Origin of the sequence: Micromonospora sp. CCTCC AA 2012012, assembly GCF_040499845.1 — a bacterium.
Lineage (GTDB): Bacteria > Actinomycetota > Actinomycetes > Mycobacteriales > Micromonosporaceae > Micromonospora > Micromonospora mangrovi.
This window is the reverse complement of record NZ_CP159342.1, coordinates 3,144,907-3,159,167: the sequence shown is the minus strand read 5'-3', so window position 1 is coordinate 3,159,167 and position 14,261 is coordinate 3,144,907. Positions and strand designations below refer to the sequence as shown.

Here is a 14,261-nt window from a genome sequence, read left to right as displayed (position 1 = left end):
CGGCGCGGCGCGTCCGACGCCGTGCCGGAGTCGCCGACGGGCGCCCCGGTGCCACCGGGACGCCCGTGACGGTCAGGGACGGGCGTCCTCGCCGCCGGTGTGCGGCAGCCGCTGCGCCGGGACCACGCCGAGCTTGCCGGCCTTGAAGTCCTCGAACGCCTGGACCAGCTCGTCCCGGGTGTTCATCACGAACGGGCCGTAGTGCGCCACCGGCTCCCGGATCGGCAGCCCGCCCATGATGTAGAGCTCCAGGGCGGGGGTGTTGCCGTCCTGCTGCGCGTCGGCGGTCACCCGCAGGGCGTCGCCCGGGCCGTGCACCGCGAGCTGACCCAGGTGGATCGGGCGGCGGTCGGTGCCGACGGTGCCCCGGCCGGCCAGCACATAGACCAGCGCGTTGAAGTCGGGCCGCCAGGGCAGGCTCAGCTCGGCGCCGGGCTGGAGCGTCACGTGCGTGATGGTGATCGGGGTGTGGGTGGAACCCGGGCCACGGTGCCCGGCGACCTCACCGGCGATCACCCGGATCAGCGCGCCCCCGTCGGGGGTGGTCAGCAGCGCCGACTCCCTGCCGCGGATGTCCTGGTAGCGCGGCGGGTTCATCTTGGCGGCCCGGGGCAGGTTGACCCAGAGCTGGAGGCCGTGGAAGAGGCCACCGCTGGCCACCAGGTGCTCCGGCGGCGCCTCGATGTGCAGCAGCCCGCTGGCGGCCGTCATCCACTGGGTGTCGCCGTCGGTGATGGTGCCGCCGCCGCCCAGCGAGTCCTGGTGGTCCATGATCCCGTCGATCATGTAGGTCACCGTCTCGAAGCCGCGGTGCGGGTGCCAGGGGGTGCCCTTCGGCTCGCCCGGCGCGTAGTCGACCTCGCCCATCTGGTCGAGGTGGATGAACGGGTCCAGCTCGGTCAGCGGCACGCCGGCGAAGGCCCGGCGGACCGGGAAGCCCTCGCCCTCGTAACCGCTGGGCGCGGTGGTCAGCCGGCGGACCGGCCGGAAGGTGGTGGACTCGTCGAGCCGGGGGAGGCGGGGCAGGACGAGGACGTCGTCGACGGTGATGGCGGGCATCAGAGGGCTCCTTGGTGGTCGGCCGGGGTGGACGACGCGTCGCGGGCGGCGCGCAGGCGCCGGCCGATCCGTTCGAAGACCCGGGTGAGGCAGGCGACCTCGGCGTCGTCGAGGTCGTCCATGAGGTGGGTGCGCACCGACGCCAGGTGCTGCGGCGCGGCGTCCCGGAGGGCGAGCAGCCCGGCGGCGGTCAGCACCGCCTCGCTGCCCCGGCGGTCGTCCGGGCAGGCCTGCCGGGCGACCAGGCCGCGCTTCTGCATCGAGGAGATCTGGTACGTCAGCCGACTGGGCGAGAAGACCAGTCGGCCGGCCAGCTCGCCCATCCGCAGTCGCTGCCCCGGCGCCTCGGAGAGCAGCACCAGCACGTGGTAGTCGGCGAAGCTCAGCTCGCCGGCCGCGCGCAGGTCCTCCTCGAGCTGGGTGAACAACCGCTGGCTCGACTCGATGTAGGCGCGCCAGGCGGCCATCCGCTCGGGGCTCAGGCTCTCGGTCACGGGGAGACAGTAGCTCTTATTTCAAATTTCAACAAGTCCCCCCTGAGGGCGCTGGTCAAGGCGTCGGTGGTGGTTGACGAAGGCGATATCAGAATTTGAACGAGCGCCGACCGGTAGGGTCGGGAGGTGGACGATCTCGATGTGCTCGACTGGCGGGAACGGGTGGCCCGGCTGCACCTGTCCGACCTCGACCTGACCGGCTTCCGCGCGGCCCGCGACGAGCTGTTCGGTACCCATCCGGCCAGCCCCGTGCCGGCGGCCGACCGGCCCGGGTTCACCGGCCTGCGCTGGTTCCCGCCGGACCCGGCCGCCGTGGTCGAGGCGCCGCTGCGTCCCGCCTCCGGCGCCGAGCGCATCGACACCGGCGGCCCCGACGGGGTGGTCCACTACCGCCGGGTGGCGGTCGCCGACACCCCCTGGGGGCCGCTGACCCTGTGGTGGATCGAGGCGTACGGGGGTGGACTCTTCGTGCCGGTGCGCGACGGCACCAGCGGACGGGAGACGTACGGCGGGGGGCGTTATCTCACCGACACCGTCAAGGGCACCTTCGGGCGGGGGCTGACCGTGCTGCCCGGCGGGCGGGTCCGGCTCGACGCCAACTACCTCTACAACCCGAGCTGCGCGTACGACGACCGGTGGGCCTGCCCGCTCGCCCCCGCGGAGAACCGGGTGGCCACGCCGATCCGGGCCGGGGAGCTGACGTACCACGACTGAGGTGCGCCGACGCCCCGGCGCGGACTGCGCCGGGGCGTCGGGAGGGGCTGAGCGGTCAGCGGGCGGTCGCGCCGGTCGGGGTGAGGTGCATCCGACCCAGCAACTGCCGCGCCTGGTCGGCCAGGCCGGCGTCCACGGTCACCGCGTACTGGCCGGCGCGCAGCGAACTGGCCGAGGTGAAGTCGCGCTGACCCCCGGTCATGGCGTGCGCCACCGCGCCGAACACCGCGCCCCAGATCGCGCCGATCACCAGCCCGACCAGGATCACCGCCACCCAGTTGCCGGCGGTGAAGATGCCGAACAACAGCCCGATGAAGAGGCCGAACCAGGCGCCCGTGCCGGCGCCGATCATCGCCGCCCGGCCGTTGGTCATCCGACCCATCACGGTCTCCACCAGGGTCAGGTTGGTGCCGACGATGGAGGTTCGCTCCACCGGGAACCGGTTGTCGGCGAGATAGTCCACCACCCGCTGCGCGGACGGATAGTCCGGGTACGACCCGATCGTCACGGTCGGTTGACCCGCCTGTGGTCCGTGGCCGTCCCCGCTGGGCGCGGCCGGCCGGCCGGCCGGACCGGACGGGAGGTTGTCGCTGCCCGGCATCCCGGGTTGCCAGGCCGCGGTCGGAGTCGAGGGTCTGGTCATGAGCATCCTCCTTCGTCAACGTGCCGCCTTCCCACCGTCGCCGGGCGGTAACGCGCCATCGGGCGGCCGGATTGCCCACCCCGGGCGGCGCATGCCGCCCCGGCGGGCCGGGTAGGCACCGTCGTGGATCGGGGATGGATCAGCGCGCACGGGTTTCTCGCCGACGGTCGCAGCGCGGTGCTGGTGGACCGGGACGGCGCGGTGAACTGGTGGTGCCCCGCCCGCTTCGACGGGCCGTCGGTCTTCGGGCGGTTGCTCGACGACCGGGCCGGGCACTGGAGCATCCGGCCGGTCGACGCGTACACCACCACCCGGTCCTATCTGGACGACTCGCTGGTGCTGCGGACGGTCTTCACCACCGCTACCGGTGCGGTCGCGGTGACCGACGCCCTCGCGCTGGAGCCCGGCGCGCGGGGCCACGAGATCGGTCTGCGCTCGCCCCGGGTCCTCGCCCGGCTCGTCGAGGGGCTCACCGGTGAGGTGCCGATGCGGGTCGACTACCAACCCCGCTTCGAGTACGGCCGGGTCCGTGGCTATCTCACCGACACCGGCGGGGTGATCGGGGCGACCGCCGGCGCGACCCGGCTCGACCTGCGCGCCGACCCCCCGCTGCGCTGCGCCGAGGGCGGCGCCACCGGGGAGTTCACCGCCCGCGCCGGCTCCGTGCACGGCTTCACCCTGGGGTACGCCCCGACCTACGACGGCGGGGAACCCACCCTGCCCGACGCCGACCGGGTGGTCGCCGACGCCGTCGCCGGCTGGCGGTCCTGGGCCGGCCTGCACGACTACCGCGGCCTGCACCGCGACCAGGTCCGGCGCAGCGCGATGGTGGTGCAGGGGATGACCTACCAGCCCAGCGGCGCGATCGTCGCGGCGGCGACCACCTCGCTCCCCGAGGAGCTGGGCGGCGACCGCAACTACGACTACCGCTACGTCTGGGTCCGCGACTTCAGCCTCACCCTCCAGGCGCTCTGGCGGGCCGCCTGCCCCGACGAGGCCAACCGCCAGTTCGCCTGGGTGGCCCGCGCGATGGGCCGGATCGACGACGCGCCGGTGCCCATCATGTACGGCGTCGAGGGGGAACGGGACCTCACCGAACACTCCCTCGACCACCTCGCCGGCTACGCCCACAGTCGACCGGTCCTCGTCGGCAACGACGCGTGGCGGCAGCGGCAGACCGACGTGCTCGGCGACATCCTCGACGCCGCCTGGTTGATGCGGCACTACCTGGACCCGATGTCGCCCGAGGTGCGCCACCTGCTGCACGCCCTGGCCGACCAGGCGGTGCTCGACTGGCACCGCCCGGACGCCGGGATGTGGGAGGCGCGGGACGCCGAACGGCACTACCTGTCGTCGAAGGTGCAGTGCTGGACCGCGCTGGACCGGGCGGTCCGCTTCGGGCCACGGATCGGCGAGCCGGCCGACGTGGCGCGCTGGGCGGCCGCCCGGGACGAGGTACGCGCGGCGGTGCTGACCCGGGGCTGGAACGACCGGCTGGGCGCGTACACCGGGGCCTTCGACTCCGACGAGCTGGACGCCTCGGTGCTGATCATGCCGCTGGTCGGCTTCCTCCCGGCGGACGACCCCCGGATGCGTGCCACGGTGGACGTGGTGGAACGGGAGCTGTCCCACGACGGCCTGCTGCGGCGCTGGGACGGCGACCCCGCCGGCTTCGTCATCTGCTCGTTCTGGCTGGTCGGCTGCCTCGCCGAGGCCGGCGAGCTGGACCGGGCCGGGCGGCTGTTGGACCAGCTCGCCGCCCGGGTGAACGACCTCGGGCTCTATGCCGAGCAGATCGACCAGGCCACCGGCGAGCAACTCGGCAACTTTCCCCAGGCCTTCTCGCACATCGGCCTGATCAACGCCGCCGGACGGCTCACCGAGGCCGCCGGGCGAATGGGCGCGACCACCGCGCCCGCCACGGAGGGAGCACGCAGATGACCGGACGACTCACCGGCCGGACCGCCATCATCACCGGTTCCGACTCGGGCATCGGACAGGCCACCGCGATCGAGTTCGGTCGGGAGGGGGCCGACGTGGTGGTGCACTACCTGGAGGACCACGCCGGGGCGAACCACACCAGGGCGGAGATCGAGAAGACCGGCCGGCGGGCCGTCGTGGTGCAGGGCGACATCAGCGTCGAGCACCAGGTCGAGGCGATGTTCGACGAGGCCCTCGCGGAGTTCGGCACCCTCGACATCCTGATGAACGACGCCGGGGTGGACGCCTCCGGCATCCCGGTCGTCGACCTGGACACCGAGACCTGGGACCGGGCCATCCGCACCAACGTGTACGGCACGTTCTTCTGCTCGCGCCGGTTCGTCCGGCACCGCCGTGACCAGGGCGGACACGGAAAGATCATCAACATCACCTCGATCCACCAGGAGGTGGCCCGGGCCGGGGGCGCCGACTACGACTCCAGCAAGGGCGCGATGCTCGAATTCGCCAAGAGCCTCGCCCTGGAGGTCGCCCCGATGCACATGAACGTCAACAACATCGGGCCCGGCATGGTGCTCACCCCGTTCAACCAGCGGGCCATCGACGACCCGGCCTATCTGGAGGAGCAGGTGCAGAGCATCCCCTGGAAGCGGGCCGCGGAGCCGGCGGAGATCGCCAAGCTCGCCGTCTTCCTGGCCAGCGACGACGCCGACTACGTGACCGGGTCGACGTACTTCATGGACGGCGGCCTCATGCAGAACCAGGGTCAGGGCGCCTGAGGCGACGAGCCGGCTGCCCTGGCAGGATCGAGGGATGCAGCTGGTGATCACGGCCGACACGCACGTACCGAAGCGGGCGCGCGACCTGCCGACACCGCTGTGGGCCGCGATCGACGCCGCCGACGTGGTGCTGCACGCCGGGGACTGGGTCGACGTCCACCTGCTCGACGCGGTCGAGGCCCGGGCCCGGCGGCTGGTCGGCGTGTACGGCAACAACGACGGGCCGGCGCTGCGTGCCCGGCTGCCCGAGGTGGCCCGGGTCGAGCTGGCGGGCCTACGGGTGGCGGTGGTGCACGAGACCGGCCCGAAGGAGCGGCGCGAGGAGCGCTGCGCCGCCCGCTTCCCCGACTGCGACCTGCTGGTCTTCGGTCACTCGCACATCCCGTGGGACAGCGTCGCGCCGGGTGGCCTGCGGCTGCTCAACCCGGGCTCGCCGACCGACCGGCGGGCCCAGCCCTGCTTCACCTGGCTGACCGCGCGGGTGGCGGCGGGGCGGCTCGACGAGGTCGAGCTGCACCGCCTGCCCCCGCGCTGAGTCACTGCCCGCGCCCGGTCTCCTCCTGGAGTTCGTCGATCCGCCGGGACGCCTCCGCCTTGGTCAGGTCGTCCGGCACCTCCGTGCCGGCCTCCCGGGCCAGGGTGTGCAGGTACGACTCCTGAGCGGCGGTCGGCGGCTCCTCGCCGGTGACCCACTCGTCGGGGTCCTTGATGGCGGCCTGCGGGTTCGCGCCGTCCGTGCTGCTGTTGCGGTCAGCCATGATGATCACCTCTCCTCGAACAGGTGTACCAGTACCCCGGGTGTCGCCCCTTCATGCCGGTCGCACCGCCACCGCCGCATACGATCATCCGGTGACGGCGGGACGAGCGGGTGTGGTGGTGGTCGGCGCGGGGATCGCCGGGGTGGCGTGCGCCGCCGAACTGGCCGCGGCCGGCATCCCGGTGGAGATCCGGGAACGGGCCCGGGTCGCCGGCGGGCGGATGGCAAGCAAACGCTTCGACGGCCGCCCGGCCGACCTCGGCGCGGCCTACTTCACCGTCAGCGACCCCGACTTCGCCGCTGTCGCGCAGGACTGGCGGGCCGCCGGGCTGGCCCGCGAATGGACCGACACCTTCGTCGCGTACGGGCCGGAGGGCCGCCGGGAGGTGCCCGGGCCGACCCGCTGGGCCGCCCCGCGAGGCCTGCGCTCGCTCGTCGAACACCTGGCCCGGGACCTGCCCGTGCTGGTGGACCGGCTGGTCCTCGGCGTCGAGCCGGGGCCGGCGGTGGACGGCCGGCCGTGCGAGGCGGTGGTGCTCGCCATGCCCGGCCCGCAGGCGGCCCTGCTGCTCGACCCGGCGCTCGCCGCGGCCACCCGCGCGGTGGCCGGTCAGCAGTGGTCACCCGCGCTGACCGGGGTGCTGCGCTTCCCGACCCGGCGCTGGGCGGACTTCCGCGGCGCGTTCGTCAACGACCACCCGGTGCTGAGCCTGGTCTGCGACGACGGCGACCGGCGGGGCGACGGCGCGCCGGTGCTGGTCGCGCACACCACGGCCGAGTTCGCCGCCGGCCACCTGCTCCAGCCCTCCGCCGCCGGCCCGGCCGTCGAGCAGGCCGTCCGCGACCTGCTCGGTCTGCCCGAGCCGGCCGAGCTGACCCACGTGCACCGCTGGACGTACGCGAAGCCGGCGGCGGGCGGGGACGGCACGTACCACCTGGACGCCGACGGCATTGGCATCGCCGGGGACGCCTTCGGCAAGCCCCGGGTGCAGAGCGCCTGGCGCTCCGGCCGGGACCTGGGTCGGGCGCTGGTGGACCGGTTAATCGCGGACCGTCGCTGACCGACCCCGCTGCGCGAGGCATCATGGGTCACCGGCGAGTTATCGTACGGGCGGGGGAGGTGGGCGGGACGTGAACGGAGTCGGCGGTCGGCGGGGGACGTGGTGACCGACGACGGCCCGTCGGCGTCTCCGCCGGACGGGCTCCGGCACGACGCGCTGCTCTACGCCGACGACCGCGACTACCTGGACGCGATCCGCGCCTTCGCGGCGGAGGGGCGGGCCGCCGGCGAGCCCGTCCTGGTCGCCGTCCCCACCCACCGGCTCGCATCGGTCCGGGCGGCCCTCACCGGGCTCGACGGGATCGAGTTCGCCGACCTGGCGGTGCTCGGGCGCAACCCCGCCGCGATCATCCCCGGCACGCTGCACCGCTTCCCCGGCCGGCGGACGCGGATCATCGGGGAATGGCTGTGGCCGGACCGCCGCCCGGCGGCGTTCCGGCACTGCGTGGGGCACGAGGCCGCGCTCGACCTGGTCTTCGCCGGGCAGCAGCTGGCCACCCGGTGCCTCTTCGACCGCACCCGACTGCCGGCCGACGCGCTCGCCGACATCCGGCGTACCCACCGCTGGCTGGTCGCCGGGGGAGTGGCCCGGCTCAGCCCGGACCACCTGTCTCCCCACGACGTGCTGACCCGGCTCGCCGCCCCGCTCCCGGCACCCCCGCCGTACGCGGTGACCCGGCCGGTCGAGTCGGCCGATCTCGGTGCGCTGCGCGCCGCGGTCGCCGCCGTGGCCACCGCCGCCGGCCTCACCGGCGAGCGCCTCGACGACCTGCGGATCGCAGTCACCGAACTGGCGTCGAACGCCCTCACCCACGCCGCGCCCCCCGCCGTCGTGCGGTGCTGGGTGGCGGCGGGGGAACTGCTCTGCGAGGTGACCAGCCGCGGCGAACTGCGCGACCCGCTCGCCGGGCGGGTGCCACCGCCGGCCGACAGCGTACGGGGGCGCGGCCTGCTCCTGGTCCAGCAGCTCTGCGACCTGGTCGACATCCGCGCGGCGGACGGTACGACCACCGTGCGGCTGCACCTGGAACTGCCCCCGGCCGCCCCGGCGTCAGCTCCGGGCGCCGCCCAGGGCGGGTGCGCTCTCGCGCTCTGACGGGTCCTGCGTCCGGTTGCCCGACCGGTCGAGCAACTGCATCACCGGCGTGGCCGCGACGCCGTGCACCACCACCGAGACGATCACCACCAGGCCCACCGTCGCCCAGATCAGGTCGGCCTGGGGGAAGTCCGTCTTGCTGGTGGCGTACGCGAGGTAGTAGAACGAGCCGACGCCCCGGATGCCGAACAGGGCGATCACCCACTGCTCGGACGCGCGGCCCGGTGCCCCGCGCAGCGCCAGCCAGCCGGTCAGCGGCCGGATCACGAAGACCAGCGCCAGCCCGATCAGCGCCGCCCGCCAGGTCAGCGGGGCGAGCAGGCCGCCGATCACCGCACCACCGAAGAGCAGCAGCAACAGCACGGTGAGCAGCCGTTCGATCTGCTCGGCGAAGTCGTGCAGCACCGAGTGGAACTCGTGGGTCCGCTCGGCGGCCCGGATCGCCCGGGCGGCGACGAAGACGGCCAGGAAGCCGTACCCGCCGACCACCTCGACCAGCCCGTACGCCAGGAAGGTGGCGGCCAGCGCGAGGAAGCCCTCGGCGTGCCGGGCCAGCCGCAACTCGCTCGGTGCCCGGAAGAAGAGCTTGCCGAGCAGCCAGCCGATGAGCAGCCCGCCGCCGACCCCGACGGCCAGCTTCCAGACCACGTCGACGGTGAACCAGTGGGCCATCCAGTCGCGGGGAGCCAGGCTGGTGGTGGCGATCGCGATGGCGGCGTACACGAAGGGGAAGGCCAGACCGTCGTTGAGCCCCGCCTCGGAGGTCAGTGCGAACCGCACCTCGTCCTCGGAGTCCTCCGCGTCGGTCGGCTCGCCCACCTGCACGTCCGCGGCGAGCACCGGGTCGGTGGGGGCGAGCGCGGCACCGAGCAGCAGCGCCGCGGCCGGCACCAGCCCGGCCCACCACCAGCCCAGCAGGGCCACCGCCGCGATGCAGAGCGGCATGGCGATGGCCAGCAGCCGCCACGTCGACGACCAGCGCGACCAGCTCAACGGACGGTCGATCTTGAGGCCGGCACCCATCAGGGCGACGATCACGCCGACCTCGGTGAGGTGGGTGGTGATCTCCGGCCAGCGCAGCGGGTCGGGCGTGGGCAGGCCGGTGGGGAGCAGGAAGACCAGCATTCCCAGGCCGAGGAAGGCGATCGGCATGGACAGCGGGCGGCGCTCCAGCAGCCGCGGCAGGATTCCTGCCAGCAGGGCACCGACACCCACCAGCGCGAACGCGACATCCACCGGTTCCACGGCACCACCCTTCCCGCCGCCCGCGGCGCGGGCAGGTGGTCACCAGTGCCCCGTGCCGCAGTCGGCTATGCCTGGGTGTCCGGCTTGTCCCGGGTGCGTCCGGTCACGCCCCCGGGACGCCGCCGTGGGTCAGGGGAGGTCCGCGACGGCGCTCTCGCCGAGGCCGGCCAGCAGGGCGGCCGGGTCGTCGTAGACGGCCACGGCGCCCGCGCCGGCCAGTTCGGCCCGGCTGGTGCCGCCGCAGGTCAGCCCGATGCAGGGGATGTCCAGCTTGCCGGCCGCCGCGACGTCCCACACCGAGTCGCCGACGAAGACCACCCGCTCCGCTCGGAGTCCCGACTGCTCCAGCGCCGCCACCAGGATGTCCGGCGCCGGCTTGCTCTCCTGCGCGTCGGCCGAGGAGGTGACCGTGTCGATGACGTCGTCGGCGTCGAGGACCCGGCGCAACGCCGCCGCCTCGTGCTCGGCCGCCGAGGTCGCCAGCACCACCCGCAGCCCCCGCGCCGCGCAGGCCCGCAGCAGCTCCACCGCGCCGGGCAGCGGCGCCAACCGCTGCCAGTACTCGGCGTAGAGGCTGTCGTGCGCGTCGCGCAGCTTCTCGTCGCCGTCCCGGTCGCGCTCCGGGCCCAGCAGGTGGTCGAGGAGCTTGTCCGAGCCCATCCCGATGGAGCGGTGGATGAGCGCCATCGGGACCAGGTGGTCGGCCTGCCGAAGCGCCTCCCACCAGCTCACCGTGTGCAGGTACGTGGTGTCGACCAGGGTTCCGTCCACGTCGAGGAGGACGCCGCTGCGGTTGTCGGAAGGCATGCCCGTTCTCCTACCCCGCCGGCTCCGTGCCGACGCGTCGACTCACGAGGCGGGGATGAGGATCTCGAACCAGACGGTCGAACCGCGCACCGTCGGGTCGGTGCCCCACGCGTCGCTGAGCTCCTCGATCAACCCGAGGCCGCGTCCCCGGCTGCTCAGCGTGTCCGTCTGGGCCCGGGTCACCGTGCCCCGGGTGCCCGAGTCGGCCACCGAGACCAGCAGCCGTTCGGCGCTCAGGTCGATCTCCACCCGGGCGGCGGTGCCCGCGTGCAGGAGGGCGTTGGTGGTCAGCTCGCTGGTGCAGAGCACCGCCGCGCCGATCACGCTCTCCGGCACCCGCCACTCGGTGAGCTGGGCGGTCAGCCAGTGCCGCACCCGGCTCGGCGCGGTCGGCTCCGCCGGGACCTCCATGCCCGCCGAGCGGCTCGGCTTGACCGCGTGCTCCACCGCCAGCACGGCCACGTCGTCCTCGGTGGCGCCGGGCACCGCGGCGGTCGCCACCGCGCAGAGCGCCCGGGGGTCACCGCTGTTCGCCCCGCTCAGCGCCGCAGCCAGCCCGCCGAGGCCGTCGGCGAGCCCCTGCCACCGGCGCTCGACCACCCCGTCGCTGTAGAGCAGCAGGGTGTCGCCCGGCGCGAAGGGCACCGTGACGGTAGGGGGCCGGCTGCCCAGCCCCAGCGGAGCGCCGGGCGGCACGTCGACGTACTCGGCGACCGGCGGGCCCTCCGGCGGGCAGCGGCGGATCAGCGGCGCGGGGTGCCCGGCGCTGGCCAGCGTGACCGTCCGGCGGTCCACCTCGATCACGCCGAACACCACCGTGACGAAGAGTTCGTGCGTACCCGACTCGACGCCCAGGCTCGCGACCAGCCGGTCCAGGCCGGCGAGGACCGCGTCCGGTCGCGGGTCGGACAGGGCGAGCGCCCGCAGCGCGGCGCGGACCTGGCCCATCCGCGCGGCGGCCCGCAGGTCGTGGCCGGCCACGTCGCCGAGCACGACGGCCAGCGCCCCGGAGGGCAGCACGAACGCGTCGTAGAAGTCGCCACCCGCCGCGTTGCCGTCCACGCCCGGCTCGTAGCGGGCGGCGATCCGCAGCCGGGGCAGGTCCGGCAACTGGTCCGGCAGCATGCTGCGTTGCAGGAGCTGGGCGGTGCCGTGCTGGGTCTCGAACCGGCGGGCCCGCTCGGCGGCCTGGCCGATCAGCTCCGCCGAGGCGGCCAGCAGCGCCCGCTCCGCCGCCGACCAGGTGTGCGCCACCTGGTAGCCGACCGTCAGGGCACCCCGGATCACCGAGGAGCGCAGCGGCAGCGCGGCGATCGCCCGGACCTTCTCGTCGTGCCGGTCCGCCGCGTGCTCCCGCAGCGGCTGCCCGTCGGTGGCGAAGTACGGCACCCCGCTGCGGGCGGTGGTCACCACCGGGAAGGGGGACTCGGCGGTCATCCGGCGCCACAGCGGCGGCAGTCGCTCGTCCGCCTCGTCCAGCAGCTCCCCCCGCAGCCGCCGGACCATCCGCCAGGCCGAGCCCTCGTCGACGGCGAGCGAGACCCGGTCCGCGTCGAAGGCGTCGAGGCAGTAGCGCAGGGTCACCCGGGCGACGTCGTCCAGGGTGAGCGTGCCGGAGAGCGCGGCGGCGAAGTCGCTCAGGCTCTGCAGCTGGTCGGTGAGCTGGGTGGTCTGGGCGGCGACGGTGAGCACCCCGACGATCCGCCCGGCGCTGTCCCGGACCGGGGAGTGGCCGCGGGTGAAGACCGGTTCGCCCGTCCCCTCGGGCAGGTGCCGGTGGATGGGGAGCACGGCCTCCCGGGCGAGGAAGGACTCCCCGTGCCGGTACGCCCGCCGCAGCACGTCTCCGGTGCCGGGATCGTCCCAGAGGTCCGCGAAGACCTCGGCCGCGGGATGCCCCAGCGCCTCCGGGTGCCGGGCACCGATCAGTTCGGCGTAGCCGTCGTTGTAGAGCATCACGAGGTCGTCGCCGTAGAGCAGGGCCATCGGCACCGGCGAGGCGAGGATCAGGTCGACCACCGCCCGCAGGGCCGGGTCCCACCCCTCGGGCGCGCCGAGCGGGGTGTCGGCCCACGGGTGGGCCAGCACGGCGGCGGAGGCGGAGCCGGTGACGTCCCAGTCCGCTGCTGCTCCCGGAGCGGGAGCCGATGGTGTGGGGACGCGCCCGACCGTGCCTGGCATGAACGCAGCCTAACCGGAGCGTCCCGGGGACGTTCCGATCATGCCCGGTGACCGGCCGTCCCGGTCGCGGAACATGGGCAGAACGGCAGGTCAGGGCCGGTTTCGGCGGCGCTGTCGGGAAATTGCTGGTGGCCGGTGCGGCGTGCCACCGGGACGACCGGGTATGCGGGCGTCGCAATTCACGCGACAGGAAGGGACACCCATGCCTAGGACCGTCGCGGTCGGGCAGGCCGACATCGGTGCCGCCCTGACCGATTTCTGGAGGTCGGTGCTGCTCTTCATCCCGAGGGCCATCGCGTTCATCGTGATCCTCGTGGTGGGGTGGCTCATCGCCCGAGCCGTCCTCAAGATCGTGGACGCCGCACTGGAACGGGTGGGGTTCGACCGCGCGGTCGAACGTGGTGGCATCAAACGCGCACTCGAGAGAACGAAGTACGACGCCAGCGACATCCTGGCCAAACTGGCCTACTACGCGGTGCTGCTGTTCACCCTGCAGTTCGCCTTCGGGGTGTGGGGACCCAACGCGATCAGTGACCTGATCCGGGGAGTGATCTCCTGGCTGCCGCGGGCGTTCGTGGCGATCGTCATCGTGGTCGTCGCCGCCGCCATCGCCAACGCCGTCCGGGACCTGGTCACCGGCGCGCTGGGTGGGCTCTCCTACGGCAAGATCCTCGGTGACCTGGTAGCGGTCTTCATCCTGGCGCTCGGTGTGATCGCCGCGCTCAACCAGGTGGGCATCGCCACCACCGTCACCACGCCGGTGCTGATCGCGGTGCTCGCCACGGTGGCCGGCATCCTGATCGTCGGCGTCGGCGGTGGTCTGGTGAAGCCGATGCAGAGCCGCTGGGACGGCTGGCTCGACCGGGCCGCCGAGGAGTCCCGGGCGATCCGGGAGAACCGTCAGGCGCAGGGCGCCGGGCGCAGCGACTACGAGCGCCACATGGCCGACCGGGGTGGTCAGCGGACCCAGGTGATGCCGGAGTCCTCGATGACCGGTGCCCGTCCGATGGGCGACCAGACCCAGCAGTTCCGGCGGCCGAACGGCTGATCCGGGGGGTTGCGAGGGAGGGTGTCCGCGGGGTGATCGCGGGCGCCCTCCGCCGTGTTCAGGCCAGGTGCCGCGGGTCCAGCGACCGGGCCAGCGCGCAGACCGCCAGCAGGCGCAGCCGCAGCCAGTCCGGCTCCGACCAGTCCAGGTCGGCCGGGGGCTGCCAGCCGTGCTCCAGGGCGGCCGAGCGGACGCCTTCGGCGTACCCGGCGAGCGCGGCCACCGTCAGGGGCCGGCGGTCGCCGCCGAGGCTGTCCCGGACGGCGGCCGCGTGCTGGTCGACCATGGCCAGCAGGCCGGGGCGGGCGGCGGCCGCGGCGAGGCCCGCCGTGCCGACGGAGGCGGTGAGCACGGCGAGGGCGGACCGCGCGGAGCCCGCGGCGGAACGGGTCACGACCCGGTTGTACGGCACACGCATGGTGACCGAGGCTAATCGTCGC

15 protein-coding genes are annotated in these 14,261 nt (G+C 74.0%); 7 read left to right on the top strand and 8 right to left on the bottom strand.

Features of this window, described 5'->3' with window-relative positions; all coding sequences use genetic code 11:
• Positions 1-72: 72 nt before the first annotated feature.
• On the bottom strand, positions 73-1,059 hold the full coding sequence (locus tag ABUL08_RS13695) for a pirin family protein (protein ID WP_350938067.1): 987 nt from the start codon (positions 1,057-1,059) through the stop codon (positions 73-75).
• Entirely contained in the window at positions 1,059-1,553 is a 495-nt protein-coding gene (locus tag ABUL08_RS13690; protein WP_350938066.1) for a MarR family winged helix-turn-helix transcriptional regulator, read from the bottom strand. The genes ABUL08_RS13695 and ABUL08_RS13690 overlap by 1 nt, the downstream gene beginning before the upstream one ends.
• A gap of 126 nt (positions 1,554-1,679) precedes the next feature.
• Between ABUL08_RS13690 and ABUL08_RS13685 the strand changes: the two genes are divergently transcribed.
• A complete protein-coding gene (locus tag ABUL08_RS13685; RefSeq protein ID WP_350938064.1) occupies positions 1,680-2,267 on the top strand; it encodes a DUF1684 domain-containing protein in 588 nt (195 codons plus the stop codon).
• 55 nt (positions 2,268-2,322) lie between these two features.
• On the opposite strand, the gene ABUL08_RS13680 is transcribed toward ABUL08_RS13685, so the two are convergent.
• Complete coding sequence (locus ABUL08_RS13680) at positions 2,323-2,910, bottom strand: general stress protein (RefSeq protein ID WP_350938062.1); 588 nt, start codon at positions 2,908-2,910, stop codon at positions 2,323-2,325.
• A gap of 123 nt (positions 2,911-3,033) precedes the next feature.
• On the opposite strand from ABUL08_RS13680, the gene ABUL08_RS13675 reads away from it, so the two are divergent.
• The 3 genes from ABUL08_RS13675 to ABUL08_RS13665 are packed head-to-tail and all read left to right on the top strand — an operon-like array spanning position 3,034 to position 6,162.
• On the top strand, positions 3,034-4,851 hold the full coding sequence (locus ABUL08_RS13675) for a glycoside hydrolase family 15 protein (RefSeq protein ID WP_350938061.1): 1,818 nt from the start codon (positions 3,034-3,036) through the stop codon (positions 4,849-4,851).
• Positions 4,848-5,627, top strand: a complete 780-nt coding sequence (locus ABUL08_RS13670; protein WP_350938060.1) for a glucose 1-dehydrogenase — start codon at positions 4,848-4,850, stop codon at positions 5,625-5,627. The genes ABUL08_RS13675 and ABUL08_RS13670 overlap by 4 nt, the downstream gene beginning before the upstream one ends.
• 34 nt (positions 5,628-5,661) lie before the next feature.
• Positions 5,662-6,162: a metallophosphoesterase family protein gene (locus ABUL08_RS13665; RefSeq protein WP_350938058.1), complete on the top strand. Its 501-nt coding sequence runs from the start codon at positions 5,662-5,664 to the stop codon at positions 6,160-6,162.
• A 1-nt stretch (position 6,163) separates the two neighbouring features.
• Here ABUL08_RS13665 and ABUL08_RS13660 read toward each other — a convergent pair whose 3' ends face one another.
• Positions 6,164-6,385, bottom strand: a complete 222-nt coding sequence (locus tag ABUL08_RS13660; RefSeq protein ID WP_350938056.1) for a DUF3072 domain-containing protein — start codon at positions 6,383-6,385, stop codon at positions 6,164-6,166.
• A 112-nt stretch (positions 6,386-6,497) separates the two neighbouring features.
• Between ABUL08_RS13660 and ABUL08_RS13655 the strand changes: the two genes are divergently transcribed.
• Both ABUL08_RS13655 and ABUL08_RS13650 read left to right on the top strand, forming a co-directional pair.
• On the top strand, positions 6,498-7,445 hold the full coding sequence (locus ABUL08_RS13655) for an NAD(P)/FAD-dependent oxidoreductase (protein ID WP_350938620.1): 948 nt from the start codon (positions 6,498-6,500) through the stop codon (positions 7,443-7,445).
• 102 nt (positions 7,446-7,547) lie between these two features.
• Complete coding sequence (locus tag ABUL08_RS13650; protein ID WP_350938054.1) at positions 7,548-8,540, top strand: anti-sigma factor RsbA family regulatory protein; 993 nt, start codon at positions 7,548-7,550, stop codon at positions 8,538-8,540.
• Here ABUL08_RS13650 and ABUL08_RS13645 read toward each other — a convergent pair.
• The 3 genes from ABUL08_RS13645 to ABUL08_RS13635 all read right to left on the bottom strand — a co-directional run bounded on the left by ABUL08_RS13645 (position 8,496) and on the right by ABUL08_RS13635 (position 12,773).
• A complete protein-coding gene (locus ABUL08_RS13645; RefSeq protein ID WP_350938052.1) occupies positions 8,496-9,785 on the bottom strand; it encodes a cation:proton antiporter in 1,290 nt (429 codons plus the stop codon). The genes ABUL08_RS13650 and ABUL08_RS13645 overlap by 45 nt on opposite strands.
• Before the next feature lie 129 nt (positions 9,786-9,914).
• On the bottom strand, positions 9,915-10,592 hold the full coding sequence (locus ABUL08_RS13640; RefSeq protein ID WP_350938050.1) for an HAD family hydrolase: 678 nt from the start codon (positions 10,590-10,592) through the stop codon (positions 9,915-9,917).
• Between the two features lie 42 nt (positions 10,593-10,634).
• Complete coding sequence (locus tag ABUL08_RS13635) at positions 10,635-12,773, bottom strand: ATP-binding SpoIIE family protein phosphatase (protein WP_350938048.1); 2,139 nt, start codon at positions 12,771-12,773, stop codon at positions 10,635-10,637.
• A 202-nt stretch (positions 12,774-12,975) separates the two neighbouring features.
• Between ABUL08_RS13635 and ABUL08_RS13630 the strand changes: the two genes are divergently transcribed.
• Positions 12,976-13,821 carry a mechanosensitive ion channel family protein gene (locus tag ABUL08_RS13630; protein ID WP_350938046.1) on the top strand — a complete coding sequence of 282 codons (846 nt, stop codon included), beginning with the start codon at positions 12,976-12,978 and terminating at the stop codon, positions 13,819-13,821.
• A gap of 58 nt (positions 13,822-13,879) precedes the next feature.
• Here the strand turns inward: ABUL08_RS13630 and ABUL08_RS13625 are convergent, their stop codons facing one another.
• Positions 13,880-14,239, bottom strand: a complete 360-nt coding sequence (locus tag ABUL08_RS13625) for a DUF6401 family natural product biosynthesis protein (RefSeq protein WP_350938044.1) — start codon at positions 14,237-14,239, stop codon at positions 13,880-13,882.
• Positions 14,240-14,261 lie beyond the last annotated feature (22 nt).

What these genes read in the sequence shown, in the direction of transcription:
- ABUL08_RS13665 (WP_350938058.1), top strand. Translation starts at nt 5,662, where the DNA reads ATGCAGCTGGTGATCACGGCCGACACGCACGTACCGAAGCGGGCGCGC.
- ABUL08_RS13640 (WP_350938050.1), bottom strand. Translation starts at nt 10,592, where the DNA reads ATGCCTTCCGACAACCGCAGCGGCGTCCTCCTCGACGTGGACGGAACC.
- ABUL08_RS13625 (WP_350938044.1), bottom strand. Translation starts at nt 14,239, where the DNA reads ATGCGTGTGCCGTACAACCGGGTCGTGACCCGTTCCGCCGCGGGCTCC.
- ABUL08_RS13670 (WP_350938060.1), top strand. Translation starts at nt 4,848, where the DNA reads ATGACCGGACGACTCACCGGCCGGACCGCCATCATCACCGGTTCCGAC.
- ABUL08_RS13680 (WP_350938062.1), bottom strand. Translation starts at nt 2,910, where the DNA reads ATGACCAGACCCTCGACTCCGACCGCGGCCTGGCAACCCGGGATGCCG.
- ABUL08_RS13695 (WP_350938067.1), bottom strand. Translation starts at nt 1,059, where the DNA reads ATGCCCGCCATCACCGTCGACGACGTCCTCGTCCTGCCCCGCCTCCCC.
- ABUL08_RS13630 (WP_350938046.1), top strand. Translation starts at nt 12,976, where the DNA reads ATGCCTAGGACCGTCGCGGTCGGGCAGGCCGACATCGGTGCCGCCCTG.
- ABUL08_RS13660 (WP_350938056.1), bottom strand. Translation starts at nt 6,385, where the DNA reads ATGGCTGACCGCAACAGCAGCACGGACGGCGCGAACCCGCAGGCCGCC.
- ABUL08_RS13635 (WP_350938048.1), bottom strand. Translation starts at nt 12,773, where the DNA reads ATGCCAGGCACGGTCGGGCGCGTCCCCACACCATCGGCTCCCGCTCCG.